The following is a 17,562-nucleotide window of genomic DNA, read 5'->3' as shown; positions in this document are numbered from 1 at the left end:
AACCCGCTCTCTTTTCAGAACGGGCTCGTGGCTATTAATCGAACAACTCACTGACTGAGTGGTCTTTTTGAATACGCGTGAGCGCATCGGCAAACAGTGGGCCTACCGATAGTGTCGTAATCTTATCGATCGCCTTCTCTTCCGGAAGGACGATGGAATTCGTAATGACGAGCTCTTTAATCGGGGAGTGATCGATTTTCTGCACGGCAGGGTCCGACAACACGGCATGAGTACCGCAGGCGTAAATGTCCTTCACTCCATGCTCAAGCATCGCTTCCGCTGCCTGGATGACCGTATCCGCAGTGTCGATCATATCATCGACGATTATGACATTCTTCCCGTCAATATCACCGACAACGTTCATCACTTCATCCGCTCCGGGCTCAGGCTGGCGCTTGTCGACAAATGCAATCGGAACGTCCAGGATATTCGCCATCCGTCTTGCACGACGAAGGCCGCTTGTCGCTGGAGCCACGACTACAACGTCCTCAATGTTCTGCTTCTGGTAATACTCCGCAAGAATCGGAATCCCAAGCAGTTGATCCACCGGTACATTATAGAAACCTTGAATCTGAGGTGCATGTAGATCAAGCGTAATCACTCGGTCTATGCCGGCTTTTTCTAATAAATTCGCCATTAACTTCGCTGTAATCGGCTCTCTTGGACGAGCCTTCCTATCCTGTCTCGCATAGCCATAATAAGGAAGCACAACGTTGATGGTACGTGCGGACGCGCGCTTCAATGCATCAATCATGATCAACAGCTCCATGACGTGCTCGTTGACAGGCTGCGACGTGGACTGGATGACGTAAACATCTTCCCCACGCACGCTCTCCTCAATCGCAATCTGGACTTCCCCATCACTGAAACGAACCACTTTGCTTTTTCCGATCGGCAAGTTCAAGATTTCTGCAATCTCGCTCGCCAATGGCTCGTTCGAATTTAATGTAAATAACTTCATTTCAGATTCTGTACTCATGTCAAACCTCCCAGTCATAGCTTCTCCCATTATAGCATTAAGAAGACGCAAGATTCATCTTCCAAACGTCCCTCTTCCTACTCCACCGTTTTGAACCCCCTGATACATTCCCCCATAAAAAAGACAGCCTGACATCACGTCAGCCTGCCTCTTCTACTTATAATGATTTCACAGCATCCTCAACCGAAGTCGAGCCGCCTACCACTTGAAACTCTTTACCGATCGTCGAATCATTCTGCAGCGTCTCTAAGATGATACGCGCTACATCCTCACGTGGAATCTCGCCGCGTTCTACGGTTTCTGCAGCTTCCACTTGACCCGTTCCACCCTCATTATTAAGCATACCCGGGTGGATGATCGTATGATCGAGATCTGTTTTTCTCAACCAATCGTCTGCGTAATGCTTCGCAACCACATAAGGGGCGAAGGATTCAGGAGCCGACTGGATTGCTTCGCGTGTCGTATCGAATGAGCTGATCATCACATAACGCTTCACGCCTTTATGCTTCGCTGCTTCAATTGTCTTCACCGCCGCATCCAGGTCGATCATCATCGTTTTATCAGGACCTGTATTCGGACCGGAACCGGCTGTGAACACGACAGCATCCACACCGTCAAAGGCTTCGGCAATCGTATCAGGACCACTCTCTAAGTCAACAATCACAGGCTCTGCCCCAAGATCTTTGAAGTAAGAGGCCTGCTCTTCTTTACGGATCATCGCTTTCGCTTCCATATGTTCTGTATCTTGAATGAATTTCACAAGATGCTTCCCAACTTGTCCATTTGCACCTACTACAAGTACTTTCATCTTTGTTCATCCCTCTTTCTTTAAGTCCATATTCGTACTCTATATATGTATCCAAAAAAAGAAAAGGAAAAACATCTCAATAATCTGCCCGCCTTTCAAAATGCGGAAAAGGAACAGCTGAACTCGTAGTACTCACGTAGGATGAGCTGATGAAAAGTGAAGCAGCCTATCCGCTCCTTTTTACAGTTGGAAAGTAGGGATGTTTGCACCTCACACAGTCAAAGAGTCTGCGTGTAGCATGAGGTTCTGTACCCACTTCACTCATCCTAATACAGAACCTCCCCCTAGCCTATTTCCTAGCTTCCAGCTCCTCAGAGACTTGCACAACCGGTTCGTCCCATGGGTGGTTCGGGTAGATTCCTTCTTCGATGACACGCTTCAGAAGGTCCTCATCCCTCGGAATCGAAAACTCGAGACGTATAGACGGGACATACGTTCTCTCTCCCGCTTCTCCTTCTGTAGGTACAGAGCCTTCTGCAGGAACGAACTGCTCCACTCCAGGCTGGGACTGCCACATGACATTTTTGTAATTGCCCACCTGTAGAGCGTTGATGGACAAGACCCCTTCTTTGACTTTCTCAAGGTTCTCTTCTATGACAAACGTTTTAATTCTGTAGATTTTCACGAGTTCCATGGTTTTCATCCTTTCACAGGGATTTTCACCCTTAGTTTACCACCATGACTGGAAAAGAAAAATAAAGCTCTTGTTTTCTGAATTGACACAGTGTACTATTTAACTAGTACACTAATGTAAAAGGATGGATAAACATGAACATAATGGCTATGAAAGGGATTTGGAAAAAAGAATGGTTGATGATGCGTGGATACTATTTGACAGCTATGACTTTTAATATCCTCTGGCTCGTCTTTGCCCCTACAATCATGGGGAACAGTCCCTATCTTTCCACACCAACTGCTTTAATTCTCATTCACCTGTTCTATATGTCCGGCCTGCTCATTTACAGCTTTAACCGAGAGGCGGATCATATGGAACAGACGCTTCACTCGCCGTTATCCGGCTATCACATTGCAGGCGTGAAGATTTTTCAGTCCTTCATTTTCTTTACAGCATCTCTTCTCCTTGTGATTCTGGTCGGTATGGTTAGTGCACGTTATGAAACCATCTTGACTCTGCCGCAAATATTTACCGCGTTCAGTCAATTGGCCCTCTTCGTCATCGGAATCGCCATTTCTCTAGCGATCATTTTGTTTTTCCTATGGTCCTTACACCAGGTGATGAAAAAGTACATCGGTGGCTTCAGTGTCGTCATCTGCATTGTACTATTCTTTTGTATCGCCGCTTTCTTAACGTGGATTCAAGACACAGCCTTTTACCAAGCATTGCTATCAGTTGGTCCCGTGTTCTTCGATCAGGAGATCAGTACAACACAAGGAAATATCAGCTTTGATATAGGGACTGGACCTATCACATTAGGAAAAGTGTTCTTTTTCTTTATGTTGAATGCCCTACTCATACTTTCAGGAATGACGATTTTCGATCGAAAGGTTGAAGTGTAAATGACCATCGACTTCCAACCAGATAAGCCGATTTACCAACAGCTGATCGACCGACTTGCAGGCGAGATTATCCGGGGCATTCGAAAGCCCGGCGACAAACTTCCTTCAGTCAGGGAATATGCCGTCAAAACCGGCGTCAATGCCAACACCATTCAACGCGTGTACAGGGAGATGGAGCAGATGAACATAGCCCAGTCCAGAAGAGGTCAGGGAACGTTTGTAACAGAGAATACGGAGAGACTTCAAGAGCTGAGGGAACAGATGAAAGAGGAATACATCGAGTACTTCGTCCAGGATATGAGCGATCTCGGCTTTTCCTTAGAAGAGATGATGGAAGGGTTGAAGCTACACCAGAAAGAAAAGGGGGATTCACATGATTGAAGTGCAGCAGTTGGAGAAGCGATTTCTCGCTAAGAAAGCCATTCAGAACATTCATTTGACCATTGAGACGGGGCGGATTTATGGCATTATCGGAGAAAATGGAAGTGGTAAATCGACGCTGCTAAAGCTGATGGCGGGACTTATACACCCATCCAAAGGCTCAGTCAAGGTGAACGGGGAGCCTGTTACGAGGAAATCTGCGTCTCACATCGGCTACATGACAGACCGGGACACCTTCTATCCCTATTTGAAAGTAAAAGAGCTCGTCGATTTTTATGATAGTCAATTTCCTGATTTCAACCGTGAAAGAGCCCAGGACATCCTGGACTTCTTATCCGTTGATCCAGATGAAAAATTGACGAACCTTTCTAAGGGAAACCTGGGTCGTGCTAAGCTTGCCGTCACCATCGCTCGAGAGGCACCGTTCCTTCTTCTCGACGAGCCGCTCTCAGGGCTCGATCCGATGGTGCGCGAATCCATCGTCAAAGGGATTCTTCAATTCGTCGATTTCGAGCAACAGTCACTCGTCATCACGACGCACGAAATCCGTGACATCGAACCGTTACTCGACGAAGCCATCATCATCCACCAAGGTAGAAAACTCGCCCAGCAAAGCGTAGACGATATCCGGGAACACCAACACCTCGATGTCGAAAGCTGGCTGAAGAAAAACATGAAGTGAGGGATACGTCTCCCTCACTTTTTTCTACTAAACAGCACACCTGCAACCACGAGGGCTGAACCCACAACTAAATAAACCACACTGATCATCCCCCGCACACCCGACCACCCGAAGAATCCGATTCTCTCCAATATAAAGAACAACGGCGCAGTTAGTATGATCAAAATCCCCACTAACACTCGATTACTTCTCAACCACACCCCTATTACTCCTCCGGTCTATACGTTTTCGTTAAATAAATGACCACCGTGAAGAAGCAGGCTCCAAAGATAAATCCGATCCGCAGAAGAAGATTCGGTGCAATATAGATCGCTGAGAAAAGAAACGAAAACCAAATCATGATCAGCACAGAAATTTTCGCCTTGATCGGGATGCCGCGCCCCTCTTTGTAATTCTTAATATAAGACCCGAACCACTTATTTTCCATCAGCCAGTTATAGAGACGATCCGAACTGCGAACATAGCAGGCCGCAGTCAATAAAAGAAACGGCGTCGTCGGCACGAGTGGCAGAATGATACCCAAAACGCCGAGTCCAAGCGATATACTTCCGATGATAATTAATAGAATTTTGACAACCTGGTTCATAGCAAGCGCTCCTCAAACATTATCTCTCCTTAACATACCACTTACACGCCTTTTCTTTCATTTCATAGCTTTTACATTTAAATTTATTTCCAAAATTAGGTTTCGATTGGAAGTGCAGGGGGATATATAAAGTAGCCTATTCGATCTTCTCGAAAGGAGACGTTATGAAAAAACAATTACGCAATCCTGTCTTTCTCATTTCATCCATTGTTGTTTTACTGCTCGTCATCCTTGGGGCCGTCAATCCTGAAGGTTTCGGCGCTGTAGCCACGAAGCTTTTTGAGTTCACTACGATCAACTTCGGTTGGTTTTACCTCCTTTCTGTATTCGGTTTCGTCCTGTTCCTCGTCGGATTAGCCTTCAGTAAATATGGCAAAATCAAGCTCGGGCCACAGGATTCCAAACCAGAGTACCCGTTCTTCACTTGGATCGGTATGCTTTTTTCTGCCGGATTCGGGGCAGGTCTTGTCTTCTGGGGCGTGGCAGAGCCGATGAGTCACTTCTTCGAGACACCATTCTCAGACCTGGATGCCCAAACCGAAGAAGCAGCCCGTGTCGCCATGGGGTATTCCTTCTTCCACTGGGGAGTCAACCAATGGTCCGTCTTTGCGATTGTCGGTCTATTAATCGCCTTTTTACAATTCAGGAAAAACAAAGACGGTTTGATTTCAACCGCACTTGAACCTGTCCTTGGCAAGAAGAAAGGTGTCAAAAATGCCATCGACTCACTCGCTGTCATAGCAACCGTCATGGGAATCGCTACATCACTCGGGCTTGGCATCCTGCAAATGAACGGTGGTTTGAACGCCGTCTTCGGCTTACCGAATGAGAAATGGGTACAGCTTCTCATTACAGCCGGTCTGCTCGCCTTATACTTACTATCGTCCTCGACTGGTTTGAACAAAGGGATCAAGTGGCTGAGTAATATCAACCTCGGTCTATGTCTTGTTCTGCTCCTATTCGTATTTGTAGCAGGACCGACGGTATTCATCTTGAATTCCTTTACGCTTGGAATCGGAGACTATATTGCCAATTTCGTCAACTACAGCCTGCGCCTGACGCCTTATCAAGGGGATGGATCGTGGCTTAGGGAATGGACGATTTTCTACTGGGCATGGGTGATTGCCTGGTCTCCATTTGTCGGAGCCTTCGTTGCCCGTGTATCAAGAGGACGTTCGATTCGCGAATTTATTTTCGGTGTACTCATCGTCCCGCCCGTTATTGCCTGCTTCTGGATTGCATCGTTCGGAGGTACAGCGTTGAACAGTGACTTGAACAATGGTACGAATATCGCCCAGGCGGTGAACGAGAACATTACGGTCGCACTGTTTGAAACGTTCCAATACCTGCCGATGACGAGCATTCTATCGATCTTGTCAATTTTGTTGATTGCCACCTTCTTAATTACATCAGCAGACTCAGCGACCTATATATTAGCCAGCATGACATCGAACGGGGATCTTCAACCATCCCTCGTCATTAAGATGATCTGGGGCGTTCTCATGGCTGCCATCGCCGGAGTCCTGCTCGTTGCGGGTGGACTGAATGCACTGCAGACAGCCTCCCTCGTATCCGCTCTGCCCTTTACAGTCGTGATCATCTTGTTCGTTTATGCGTTTATCAAGATGATACGAAAAGAAGAAATACCACATAAGAAAAAGGATCAAGTCCAGAAAAGAAAGTCCAGTTGATATTCGATTTGCCCCCTAATCTATTACCATGACTAGATAAAGAAGAGCCGATTCTAGACAGAATCGGCTCTTCTTCTACATTCTCTTACATTTTATAGTCTTTTATGACCATAACTTAAAACCCCCATTGAACCTTTCGAGGCACGAATGTTCGTATAATTTCATTCTAATCTACCATTCAAAATTTTCTTAATATTCTTCATAATAGAAGACGGACTTACAAAATTTACTTCGGGAGGAATTCATTTGAACAAGCATAAATTAACCGCACTGCTTTCTACTGGTGCATTGACGTTGTCTTTACTGGCCCCTGTAGCAACGCCGAGTGCAGAATCAAGCTCTACATACGAGAACTGGAATGTAGAACGCTACGGCGACCGTATCGACATTGACAGTCAGCTTCAAAAACAAACAGAAAGTGACAGCTTCCAAAGAAAGGCGCTACAGGACATTAAAGACAGTGCCAAAAAGACGAACTTCAACGAAGAGGAAGCGAGTGCCAAGTCTTCTGACGGAAACTTTACGTACGACGGAGGTACGAAGCAGTTCTTGAACCGTGACCTTCAGTTCCAGGATTTCACGCTCAGAAGTGTTGGCGAGCACGTTGAAGTATGGGTAGCCAATGACTTGTCCTTCGGGGAAGGCGACCCGCGTGAGGCACATGTTGTCAATCAGGAACAAGTAGATAAGATGGCGAAAGAATTCGATGAAAACATCTATCCGAAAGCTACAGAATTCTTCGGTTCTCCTGAAACACTGGATGGAACGAACGCACAGCTTGAAGACCTTGGCATCGTACCAGAAGGCTACTATAACGGAGAAGGCGACAAAGTCATGATCCACGTCAGCAACATTAAAGATGACAACTACGCGGATCCTGAATATCCATTCTTCGTAGCCGGATTCTTCTGGCAGACTCTTGAGAACTACACAGACCGCAATATTATTTCCATCGACTCCAGCGACTGGGATAACCGTCTGGAAAGCACGTTCTTCGCTACAACGATTCACGAGCTTCAACACTTGATTCACGCAGACAACGACGGAGACGAAACATCCTGGTTGAACGAAGGAATGTCTACGTTCTCTGAATACCTTGGAGGCTACGGATTAAGTGAAGGATCCGTTAACTTCTTCCTCGATCACCCGGAAAACTCTCTAACAAACTGGGACGAGCACGTGAATGCAGCTACAGGACCAGAAACGATTGCGGATTACGGCCTTGTACAACTGTTCACCCTTTATAACTACGAGCGATTCGGACAAGAGTTCATCCGCCACGTAGCAAAAGACGATAAAAACAGTATTGAAAGCTTCGAAAGTGCTTATGAAGACTTCAACCTTGGCGTGACGTTTAATGAAGTGTATCGGGACTTCACTACAGCACTTGTTATGGATGATGACAAATTCAAAGGCGGCAAATACGGCTTCCAAAACGTGGACCTGCGTAAGCTTCCAACAGAGAACGGTGAGCGCGGATTTACCGTAAACTTTGAAAAAGCGAAAACCTATGAAAAAGAAGGAGTCCCTGCTTGGGGAACAGACTTCAAAGAGTTTGATTTCTCACCACACGAGAAAGTAGATACCATCAACTTCAACGGAACAGACTTCGTCGGCAACACATGGGAATCTCAAGAAGATCCACTTGGTTCTGACAATGAAGTTCTATGGGCTGGCGAAGGTGACGAACTGGATAACAACTTGATCTTTAAAGCGGACCTTTCCGAAGTAAGCGAAGCAACGCTGAACTTCGATCACTTCGTCGACATTGAAGAAGGATGGGATTATGGCGTCGTTCAAGTCTCAACAGACGATGGACAAACTTGGACTTCCCTATCAAATGAGAACACACGCACGGATGTAGTAGAAGATGGTTACCCGAAAATCAAAGAGAACGTTCCTGGCTTCACAGGTCACTTTGAAGACTATCAATCTGAGTCGTTCGACCTTTCTGAGTATGCAGGACAGGAAGTACACATCTCCTTCCGTTACCTGACGGATTGGGGTTACAATGACACAGGCTGGTTCATTGACAACATCGAAGTACCAGAAGTCGGCATCAGCTATGACGGATCTACGAAAGAACCGTTCATGTCGAAAGCTGAACTACTAGGCAACTACGTCAACTACGGCGTGACGTTCCTGAAAGAGAAGAACAACGGCAAATATCAGGTCATCGAAGTGGATCCATTCAACATCACGCAGCAAGATGCACTTGACCTGAAACAAGCCTTCCGTAAAGGCAAGACGTACATGACCACTTACTATGCAGCACCACAAGACAGCCTGAACCCTGTTTCCTTTGAATATGAAGTGAAGTATAAGGAAAACGGAAAAGATAAGAAAAAAGACAAAGGTAAAGGTAAAGACAAAAACTAATGAAAAGTGGGATCCAGCTGGGCATTGTCCAGCTGGCTTCTTTTTCGTAAAAAAATAGATTGCATTCATCCGACAATATTATATAATTAATTTAACAGAATAATCTGATAGTTATAAGGAGGAGACGACGTGACACAAGGACCAAACCCTCCCGTACCTGGTGGCACAGGAGCGAAGAAGTCATCCACTGGTTTGCAGGAAAATGCAGGTGGTTTACTGGCGTATTTGTTGGGGTTTGTCAGCGGCATTGTCCTATTGCTTGTAGAAAAAGAAAACGAGACCATCCGTTTCCATGCCATGCAGTCCACAATCGTTTTCGGCGGGCTTTTTTTAGTAGGAATCGTGTTGAACTTCATTCCGATCATTGGTTTAATCGTCAGTATTTTTCTAGCACCGGTCACCGTCATTCTCTGGATCTACTTGATGATCAAAGGCTATTCAGGTGAACGATATCACCTTCCGATGGCTGGATCATTCGCTGAGGAGCAGTTGAAGAAGTTTTCGAAATAACGAAAGAAGCTTGCCATGATCCCTTTCATGACAAGCTTCTTTTTTGTCGAGAAATGGACTCTACCAAAGCGTCGTGAGACTTCCCTTCTCGTCCCTTTCATTCCCTTTTACACTATAAAAAAGTTGAGAGCACACCGCTCTCAACTACTTTCAGCCTCTATACCTGATCGCAAGACCTTTCAGGAAGTTCCGGGCATATTTGTCCATGCAGACTTTATAGTTTTTGTGACCTTCCTTGCGTAGGAACGAGCCCAACTCGCCTTTGGTCATCGTCACGCCGGCTTCATCGAGGATGTCGATCACATCTTCGTTCGTCAGCTTCAAGGCGATCTTCACTTTTTTCAACATGACATTATTCACGCTCGAATAGTTCTTGATTGAGCGGTCCGGCTTCACCGGCTGGCCGTCCTTCGTCTTCTGTGGACCGCGCTTGAATGTGATGAACCCGTTCAGGAAGGATTCGAGCATGCTGTTCGTGCAACGGATGTGCTCGTCTTCATCGAGATCATCATCGGTTCTCGTCAAAATCTTCTTCACTTCTTCTTTCGTGAAATCTTCGCCACCAAGCTCAAAGATTTCCACCATCTCGATATCCTTCAGGTCGAGCGCATAGCGTAATCGAATTAATATATCATTGTTATCCATTTATAAGCCTCCTCTTATGGTCGAACTAAGACCTCTGTCATGACGCCTTTTTCGCTTGGGACACCCTTCTCACTTTCCCATCCCGGGTGGACAAGGAGCAGATATTCCTCCCCTTCTACCAATGGTTGCTGCGGCGTCACGTCCACCGCATTCTCTTCGCTCTGGTTAATTGTAACCGGCACCTCTCCTCCACCTAAGTGAACGAGTTGTACGTTTTCGACAAAAGAATGAACGTCTGCGGCTGTAGACAGCTTAACATGAAACACTTTATCTGTCGGCACTTTTTTCAAACCGGCCAAGCGCTCGTAAGCTTCGTGGTGGTCGACGAACCAATCCTCGTGAGCGTCTTCCAGCGGCGTTGTCGTTTTTACATCAGGTGAGATGCCGACTCCTTGGATCGCATTTCCGTCAGGCGTTCGGAAGCTTGCAGTCGTAAGGACGACATATCCTCCGTGATCAAGGGTGAAGGTATTCTGCATCAACCCTTTTCCAAACGTGTTTGTGCCATATAATGTCGCACTTCCACTATCCTGCAACGCTCCTGCCACGACTTCCGAAGCACTGGCACTTCTTTCATTGATTAAAAGATCGACTTCATCTTCAAATTGCTTAGGCTGTGGGTCTGACGGAAGTACCTCGCTTCCGCTCTTGCTATGAATTTTCATCGTTACATCGACACCTTCGAACATACCGACAAACTTCTGCGTCGCCGTCACGTAACCACCGGGGTTGTTCTGAACATCAAGAATCCAGTGCTCTACGTCTTCGTATTCCCTTAATTCCTCCTGCATACGCGGCACTGTATCATGATTGAAAATCGATACCTTCATATAACCGACGTTTCCAGCTAGTTTTGACGCTTCAACAACCGGCGTCTTCTCGATCGTACGTGTTAACGATGTCGGTACCAAGGAATCGGTCGACACACGATAAAACGTCACGTCCACACTCGTTCCATCAGGCCCGTAGATGTCAGCATTCACATCGCTTAGAGCACGTCCATATACGGTTTCCCCGTCGATGGAATGAACAAGATCTCCGACCATAACCCCTTCTTCCGTTGCAGTCGTTCCTTCCAGCACGTCGGTCACCTCAAGCCCTCTTTCGCTTACCATCAGTTTGACCCCAATGCTGATCGTTTTATTCTGAATAAAATCGATGTACTGCTGGTAGCCTTCTTCTGTGTAATAGACAGAGTAAGGGTCCAGATCACCGAGAATCCCTTCAATCGTTGTTTGACTCAACACGTCCTCTTCCACTGGTTGATAGTACTTCTCCTCGACAAGGTCCCTCAAATCTTCGACAGGCGTCAGTGGATCAGCTGCAACCGTCGCCGTGGATCCAAGCAGGAAAGCGGCGCACAGACTGGCTGTTTTACTTTTCAAAGACAAAAAATCATTCCTTTTCTATGTATTCTATCCTTAGTATCCTATAGACCTTTTGGAATGGAAAGAGGCGAATAATGGAATGAAAGTATAAAAGAGCGACCACAATAGTGATCGCTCCCTCTATTAATGCGCCATCATCTCATGCGCAATTTCCTCACCGCTCAAATCAGACGGATAATACGTCGGCCAGTGCTCGACTTCTTCCAGAAGCGCTGCGCGATCATCGCCCCAGTATAAGTGGTAGTGATGCGCGTCTGTCGGGTAGATGCTGTGGTCGCTGAACTGGATGTATTGCGGCATATCGCCCTGTTCATCGGTGAGCTTGAATACATAACGAACACCACGGTTACCGGCTTCATAGGTTAACACTTCATATCCATCGTACGTGTAGCTCCCGGACATCTCCTCTCCATTCTGGTAAAAAGTGAAGGTGTCTCCGTCGATGACGATGCGATCTACATCGGTTTGATATCCCTTCGTATAGTACGCTTTATACTCCTCGGCTGTCTTGTCGCCTTCTTCTGCTTTGTGGGCAAACACTTCATCAAGCGTTCCGTCCTTCAGGTAAGGATAGACAGACTGCCAGTCGCCTTCCCAGTCCGCGAGCGTACGGTCTTTGATCTGCTCGTCCTCAAAGTAGCCGTCGTAGATTTTCTGGGCTTCTTCACCTGATGCATGTCCGTGGTTATGGCTGTGTTCCTCTCCATGCTCATGGTCATGCTCGTCTCCGTGGTCGTGGCCATGATCTTCTTCTGGTACAGATTGCGCTTCGGAAAGTGCAGTGGTCAGCTGTTCCAGGTTGTGTTCCATCAACGTAAAGTACGTTTCTTCATTCTGGATATCCTCTTCTGTCAGCACGGAGACGTTATGGAGTCTCAATGCTTCTGCTCCGATCTCCTTACGCACGACGTCTGCGATTTTCGGTGTAACATTTTGTTCAAAGAAGACGTAGTTCAATCCATATTGATTGGCCTTCTCAACGATATTTTCCAAATCCTTCTGAGAAGGTTCGTTCGTCGGGCTTAGGCCGGAAACGGCGATTTGCTTAATCCCATAAGCCTCTTCCCAGTAGCCGTAAGCTGCATGGGAAACGATGATGTAGCTGCCTGGTAAAGATTCAAGCTGTGATGAGAACTGTTGGTCCAGCTCTTCAAGCTCTGCTTTCAAAGTTTCAAAGTTTTCCGTGAAAACCGCTTCTTTCTCCGGTCTCAATTCTACCAGCGTATCTTTCACTTTTTCTGCTAATTGAACGGAACGCATCGGGTCAAGCCACACGTGAGGGTCCTGGTCCCCATGATCGTGTCCGTGGTCGTGATTGTGGGCGTGTTCTGCCAGGTCCATCCCTTTAGAGGCTTCAACCACTTGTACAGATTCCGATCCAACGGAACTTGCAATTTTCTCTGCGTATGCCTCAAGTCCCGCTCCATTATAAATAAAGGCATCCGCGTCCGCGATCTCGATCATTTCCTTCGATGTCGGCTCATACGTATGAGGGTCCGATCCAGGTGGCAGAATCGATTCAACGTCCGCCTCCTCACCCGCTACTTCCTGTGCAAAAAACTGAAGTGGATAAACGGTCGTGAACAGTTTTAACGGTTCAGCGGAAGGTTCACTCTCCTCTTCCTCGCCATTTCCACTAGTCGCTTCTTCTCCCCCGCAAGCTGCAAGGACGAGAAGGGTAAGTATAGATAATAGAAACATCCATTTCTTCATTTTGTTATTCCTCCTTCTATGTCACAACATATATTATCGTAATGATTACACTTTGTAAATAGTAATCATTACTTTTTATGAGAAATAAAAAAAGAGCCTGCCCCATTTTGGACAGACTACTAATGTTTTTTTCAACGAGTTAAACGAGCAAGATTGCGACAATCAGGAAAACGACCGTGCCGGCATAACTCGACTTGATCACCGATTCATCTTTATCTACATACTTGGACACAATCGATACAATCAATAGATAAGTAACCGAAATGAACAGGACGAGGAATGCGTGGACCAACCATTGTTGACTGACAGGGTCCCCCGCAAGTCCAAACCATAGGAAGAGTACAATGAGAAGCCCTTCCATGACTCCGAAAACGAGCGGCCCTTTTTCCCACACAGGGCGGTCGAAGAAGGCTGAGTCCTTCTTCTGCATCTGCCAATAGAGCATCAAATAATTGAAACTCACGAGCAGGTAGATGACAGAGCCGACAAAGAGCTGCATGCCGATTTCGGACTCCATGGACGCCAGCACATTGATAAAGTCGCCTGCCATCCAATCAAACAGGATAAACGCAGCAACAAGCAGGATGATTCCGAGCACTTGATACAAACTCCACTTACTCATAAAACAAAATCCCTTTCGTTACGCTTTCTGTTTCCCGAAATCAAACTTGATCTTATATTCTTCGTCCAGCGCAAGGGCGGTACTGAACTTTTTCTTCCCTTTGAAGCCTTTCAGCACCCTCGTCTTCTTCTTCTCACATAACGTCTTGATCATATTGCGCGTCAGCGACTTCCCAGCAAGCCTCTTCGGAAAGGCGACGGTGCACTCTTTCTTGTAATTGGAGCACGCATAGAATTTATAGCGGTCCATAATCTGACCCGTCTGACAGGCAGGACATTTGGCAATCGGTTCTTTCCAGTCCTTTTTCTCCTCACCCGTATCGCGGATGTTCACGTTCTGAATCGCATCAGGCGTTTCCTGGATCAGCTTCTCGATGAACTGACTCGTCTGCTTGATGAACATCTGTTTCGAGCCTTCGCCGCTTCCGATCTTTTTCAAATACGATTCCCATTTCGCGGTCATCGACGGGCTCGATAACAATGTTCCTTCAATCGCTTCACACAGCATGATACCTTTATTGGTGACATAGACGTTGTTTTTTCGAACGGATATATATTTCTGTGCCTTGATCGTCTCGATGATGCTCGATCGGGTAGCCTCGGTGCCGAGACCTTCCACTTCCTTCAGAATTTCCACGTCTTCCTCATCGTCCATCAGCCTTCCGCACGTCTTCATCATGTTGATCAGCTGACCTTCCGTATAAGGCTTAGGCGGTTTCGTCATGCTTTCTTTGATCTCCACGTTCGCCGCGACCTGTTCGCCGTTCTGCACGTTCGGAAGTTTCGGGTCCGTTTCCTTTTTCGGCTTTGGAAAAAGCTCCTTCCACCCTTGCTTGACGTCGCGACGTCCAGTCGTCTTGAACGGAAGCTCATTCACGTGCGTCCAAATCGTCGTTTCTTCATAGACGTAGTCGCCGTGGAACATCGCAAGCGTCGTCGCCATCACTTCGTTATAGATGTTGCGCTCATCACGGCTCAGGCTGTTGAGCTTTTTCTCGGTCGGAACCGTCTTCGTCGGAATGATCGCATAGTGCTCCTGGACTTTGCTGCTGTTCACGTAGCGTCCATTCGGGCGTGTCGATGCCGGCGTGAACGAAACATTCATCGCCTTTTGATACCCGTCCAGATTTTTGACAAGGTAATTGAATTCGCTGTTGGTGATAAAGTTACAGTCCGTACGCGGATAAGAAACAAGCCGCTTCTCATAAAGCTTCTGCATCGTCTTCAGCGTATGGGACGGCGTGTACTTCCAGCGCCTGTTCGCGACACTCTGCAGCGTAGACAGCGAATGAAGCTTCGGCGATTTCTGATGCTTCGTCTTCTTATCGACTTTATGGACAACTCCGGAATGCCTCTCTTTTTCCTTCAGCCCGTGCTTGTCCATCAACGCCTGCACCTTCGCCTTGTCCTTTTCCTTAATCTCAGCCAGTCCCTTGTACAAGCCTTCCTCTGCCTTGAACTGCCCTTCAATTTGGTAAAAAGGTTCCGGCTTAAAGTTCTCGATTTCCTTATGTCGCTGATAAATCAGGTACACCGTCGGCGACTGCACACGTCCGATCGACAAGTAGCTTCCGAACCCTTTCTTCTGCAAATGCAGCGTAAACAGGCGGCTCGCATTAATCCCGACCATCCAGTCACTAATCTGACGCGCCTTCGCTTCATCGAACATCCTTAAGTCCTGATCGTTATCACGAAGATTCTGGAACCCTTTCTTCACTTCATCCTTCTCAAGTGAATTGATCCACAACCGCTTGATCGGCTTCCCTTTCACTCCCGTTAAGCGGAGAATGCTGTAGAAAATATTCGAGCCTTCACGGTCGACATCGGCTCCGTTCACAATGACATCCGCCTGCTGGAACAAGCGCTTCACTTCCTTGAACTGATCCCACTTTCCCTTGGACACCTTTTCGAGAAAACGATCCGGTACGATCGGCAGCTGCTCAAGCTTCCAGCGCTTCCACTCCGGTTTATAGTCATGCGGTTCTTTTAATTCCACAAGGTGACCGACACCCCACGTAATCGTCGCCCCGCTTGGGAACGTGGCGTCCGGCTTCAGTTGTATGTATGTCTTTGTCTTTTGTTGTACGGTAAAAGCCTCAGCATAGGCTTTCGCCTGCGAGGGCTTCTCGGCTAAGATGACCACTCGTGTCATGGCCGCCCACTCCCTTCTCTTCACACAGAAAGCGCCGGAAGCCTAGAGGCTCTGGCCAGCGCTTTTGTTCGTTTCCTGTTTCTTATAGATGACCTTGCCTTCACGTTCGATATGCTCCCTGAGGCTCTGATGATAAATTGTTCTTTTCAACCCGTATGGGATTACTATTCTTTTTTTAGCGTTTGATAAAGTTCGTCAAAGGCTGGAACATAGACCTTTTTAACCTCTTCAACAAACTTCTCCGCAAAAGCTTCATCATACGTATGAGTTGTAAGGGTCCGCTTCGACAACCCTTCCATCCAGATATGTCCATCTGAGATCAATTCAGTTTGGTAGGCTTGTTTAATGGTTTCTCTAGGACTTATAACCTGATAGCCTTCACCTTCCAGATAGTCCTTGATGACATTAAGGGAGAGTTCAAAAGTAATTTCAAAAAAATGGATAATACCCGCTTCCTCTATCTCTGACTTCTGCTCTTGAAATGAATATTTCTTTAAAATAAGGAATGCTTTTTCAAAGTTTTCAAACCGTTGTTTCCATCTTGTATCTTTCAGGTTATCCATCTGTCTCCCCCTATTATGAAGGCTGGCTTTTCTTATATTTTACCATATTAAGGGCAGACATTATATCTCTCATGGTATAAGTGCAGAAACCGACGAGACACCCGCTCTCACAACCTTTTCAATCTCTGAACGCCTCGGAAACGGTTGATGAGAAGAAGAATCTAGACTGTTTCACGTCTTATCATGCACCAAAATGGTCGTGACTACCTTTCTCTCAACCATTTAAACAGCCATAAAAAAACAAGTACTGCGAGAGTACTTGTCTTATGAGTTGGATAACCCATGCATAATAAAGTGAACCGTCTGATCGAGCTCTTTGTCATCATCCCAAGGAAGATCCGGCGCAATCAAGAATCGTGTAACAAGAAAACCGATAATCGGGGACATGATCATCCGGATGATCGTCGCATTCGAAAATTCGACGACCGCTCCTTTTTCCTTCAGTTGATCAATCGCCGCCTCGAATTTCGGAAAGATCTCATCGTAGAAAACGGCCTGGAACTGCTCCTTCAGCTCGGGGTGAAAAGCGAGTTCCTGAAGGACGATCTTCAATAACGGCGCGTTTTCCTTCACGAATTCGAAACGGTTTTTGATGAGTGTCTTGAGTAAATCTTCGAGCTTCTCAGGGGGCACATCGAATACTTCATTTACGAAACGTGCCGCAAAGAACGGGACGGCAAACCCTCTCATGAAGGGCTTTACGATCGCGATCAGAAGCTCTTTTTTCGTTTTATAGTGACGGAAGATGGTGCCTTCCGCAACATTCGCTCTTGAGGCGATTTCACTTGTAGAAGACGATGCGTATCCTTTCTCAGCGAACACCTCCACCGCCGCCTTCAGGATCTGCTCCTGTTTGGGCGTCAGCTTCTTCTCTTCTGATGGCGGGTGCAGGGTGTTCATCATTTCTTCAAACTCTTTCATAAAACAGCCTCCTAGGCAGGATATC

Annotated in this window: 18 protein-coding genes; 6 read left to right on the top strand and 12 right to left on the bottom strand. The window is 46.7% G+C overall.

Features of this window, described 5'->3' with window-relative positions; translation table 11 throughout:
• Positions 1–34: 34 nt before the first annotated feature.
• The 3 genes from LCM20_RS07995 to LCM20_RS07985 all read right to left on the bottom strand — a co-directional run bounded on the left by LCM20_RS07995 (position 35) and on the right by LCM20_RS07985 (position 2,421).
• Complete coding sequence (locus tag LCM20_RS07995; protein ID WP_225194914.1) at positions 35–979, bottom strand: ribose-phosphate diphosphokinase; 945 nt, start codon at positions 977–979, stop codon at positions 35–37.
• 157 nt (positions 980–1,136) lie between these two features.
• Entirely contained in the window at positions 1,137–1,787 is a 651-nt protein-coding gene (locus tag LCM20_RS07990; RefSeq protein WP_225194913.1) for an SDR family oxidoreductase, read from the bottom strand.
• A 289-nt stretch (positions 1,788–2,076) separates the two neighbouring features.
• Positions 2,077–2,421, bottom strand: a complete 345-nt coding sequence (locus LCM20_RS07985) for a hypothetical protein (protein WP_225194912.1) — start codon at positions 2,419–2,421, stop codon at positions 2,077–2,079.
• 134 nt (positions 2,422–2,555) lie between these two features.
• Between LCM20_RS07985 and LCM20_RS07980 the strand changes: the two genes are divergently transcribed.
• The 3 genes from LCM20_RS07980 to LCM20_RS07970 are packed head-to-tail and all read left to right on the top strand — an operon-like array spanning position 2,556 to position 4,368.
• Positions 2,556–3,305, top strand: a complete 750-nt coding sequence (locus tag LCM20_RS07980) for a hypothetical protein (RefSeq protein WP_225194911.1) — start codon at positions 2,556–2,558, stop codon at positions 3,303–3,305.
• The gene (locus LCM20_RS07975) at positions 3,306–3,686 is read left to right on the top strand and encodes a GntR family transcriptional regulator (RefSeq protein WP_225194910.1); all 381 of its coding nucleotides are present in this window, start codon (positions 3,306–3,308) and stop codon (positions 3,684–3,686) included.
• Positions 3,679–4,368 (top strand): ABC transporter ATP-binding protein, encoded by a 690-nt coding sequence (locus LCM20_RS07970; protein ID WP_225194909.1) that lies wholly within the window; start codon positions 3,679–3,681, stop codon positions 4,366–4,368. Before LCM20_RS07975 ends, LCM20_RS07970 begins: the two co-directional genes overlap by 8 nt.
• 14 nt (positions 4,369–4,382) lie before the next feature.
• On the opposite strand, the gene LCM20_RS07965 is transcribed toward LCM20_RS07970, so the two are convergent.
• Entirely contained in the window at positions 4,383–4,568 is a 186-nt protein-coding gene (locus tag LCM20_RS07965) for a hypothetical protein (protein WP_225194908.1), read from the bottom strand.
• 5 nt (positions 4,569–4,573) lie between these two features.
• Entirely contained in the window at positions 4,574–4,954 is a 381-nt protein-coding gene (locus tag LCM20_RS07960; RefSeq protein WP_225194907.1) for a YbaN family protein, read from the bottom strand.
• A gap of 164 nt (positions 4,955–5,118) precedes the next feature.
• Here LCM20_RS07960 and LCM20_RS07955 point away from each other — a divergent pair, with 164 nt between their 5' ends.
• From LCM20_RS07955 to LCM20_RS07945, 3 genes are all read left to right on the top strand, one after another.
• Positions 5,119–6,645, top strand: a complete 1,527-nt coding sequence (locus LCM20_RS07955; RefSeq protein WP_225194906.1) for a BCCT family transporter — start codon at positions 5,119–5,121, stop codon at positions 6,643–6,645.
• A 246-nt stretch (positions 6,646–6,891) separates the two neighbouring features.
• Positions 6,892–9,024, top strand: coding sequence for a choice-of-anchor J domain-containing protein (locus LCM20_RS07950; protein ID WP_225194905.1), 2,133 nt, complete (start codon positions 6,892–6,894; stop codon positions 9,022–9,024).
• A gap of 129 nt (positions 9,025–9,153) precedes the next feature.
• Positions 9,154–9,534 (top strand): DUF4870 domain-containing protein, encoded by a 381-nt coding sequence (locus LCM20_RS07945; protein ID WP_225194904.1) that lies wholly within the window; start codon positions 9,154–9,156, stop codon positions 9,532–9,534.
• 150 nt (positions 9,535–9,684) lie between these two features.
• Here the strand turns inward: LCM20_RS07945 and LCM20_RS07940 are convergent, their stop codons facing one another.
• From LCM20_RS07940 to LCM20_RS07910, 7 genes are all read right to left on the bottom strand, one after another.
• Positions 9,685–10,179 carry a DUF1456 family protein gene (locus tag LCM20_RS07940; protein ID WP_225194903.1) on the bottom strand — a complete coding sequence of 165 codons (495 nt, stop codon included), beginning with the start codon at positions 10,177–10,179 and terminating at the stop codon, positions 9,685–9,687.
• A gap of 14 nt (positions 10,180–10,193) precedes the next feature.
• Positions 10,194–11,564, bottom strand: coding sequence for a S41 family peptidase (locus LCM20_RS07935; RefSeq protein WP_225194902.1), 1,371 nt, complete (start codon positions 11,562–11,564; stop codon positions 10,194–10,196).
• A gap of 126 nt (positions 11,565–11,690) precedes the next feature.
• Positions 11,691–13,280, bottom strand: a complete 1,590-nt coding sequence (locus tag LCM20_RS07930; protein ID WP_225194901.1) for a metal ABC transporter solute-binding protein, Zn/Mn family — start codon at positions 13,278–13,280, stop codon at positions 11,691–11,693.
• A 139-nt stretch (positions 13,281–13,419) separates the two neighbouring features.
• Entirely contained in the window at positions 13,420–13,902 is a 483-nt protein-coding gene (locus tag LCM20_RS07925) for a hypothetical protein (RefSeq protein WP_225194900.1), read from the bottom strand.
• An 18-nt stretch (positions 13,903–13,920) separates the two neighbouring features.
• Positions 13,921–16,053 (bottom strand): type IA DNA topoisomerase, encoded by a 2,133-nt coding sequence (locus LCM20_RS07920; RefSeq protein ID WP_225194899.1) that lies wholly within the window; start codon positions 16,051–16,053, stop codon positions 13,921–13,923.
• A 164-nt stretch (positions 16,054–16,217) separates the two neighbouring features.
• On the bottom strand, positions 16,218–16,616 hold the full coding sequence (locus LCM20_RS07915) for a nucleotidyltransferase substrate binding protein (RefSeq protein ID WP_225194898.1): 399 nt from the start codon (positions 16,614–16,616) through the stop codon (positions 16,218–16,220).
• Positions 16,617–16,880: 264 nt separating this feature from the next.
• Positions 16,881–17,537 carry a TetR/AcrR family transcriptional regulator gene (locus LCM20_RS07910; protein WP_225194897.1) on the bottom strand — a complete coding sequence of 219 codons (657 nt, stop codon included), beginning with the start codon at positions 17,535–17,537 and terminating at the stop codon, positions 16,881–16,883.
• Positions 17,538–17,562 lie beyond the last annotated feature (25 nt).

Source organism: Halobacillus litoralis, assembly GCF_020171725.1.
In the GTDB taxonomy this organism is placed as follows: domain Bacteria; phylum Bacillota; class Bacilli; order Bacillales; family Halobacillaceae; genus Halobacillus; species Halobacillus litoralis_F.
Note: the sequence above shows the minus strand (reverse complement) of the source record. Positions and strands in the feature narration are given on the sequence as shown.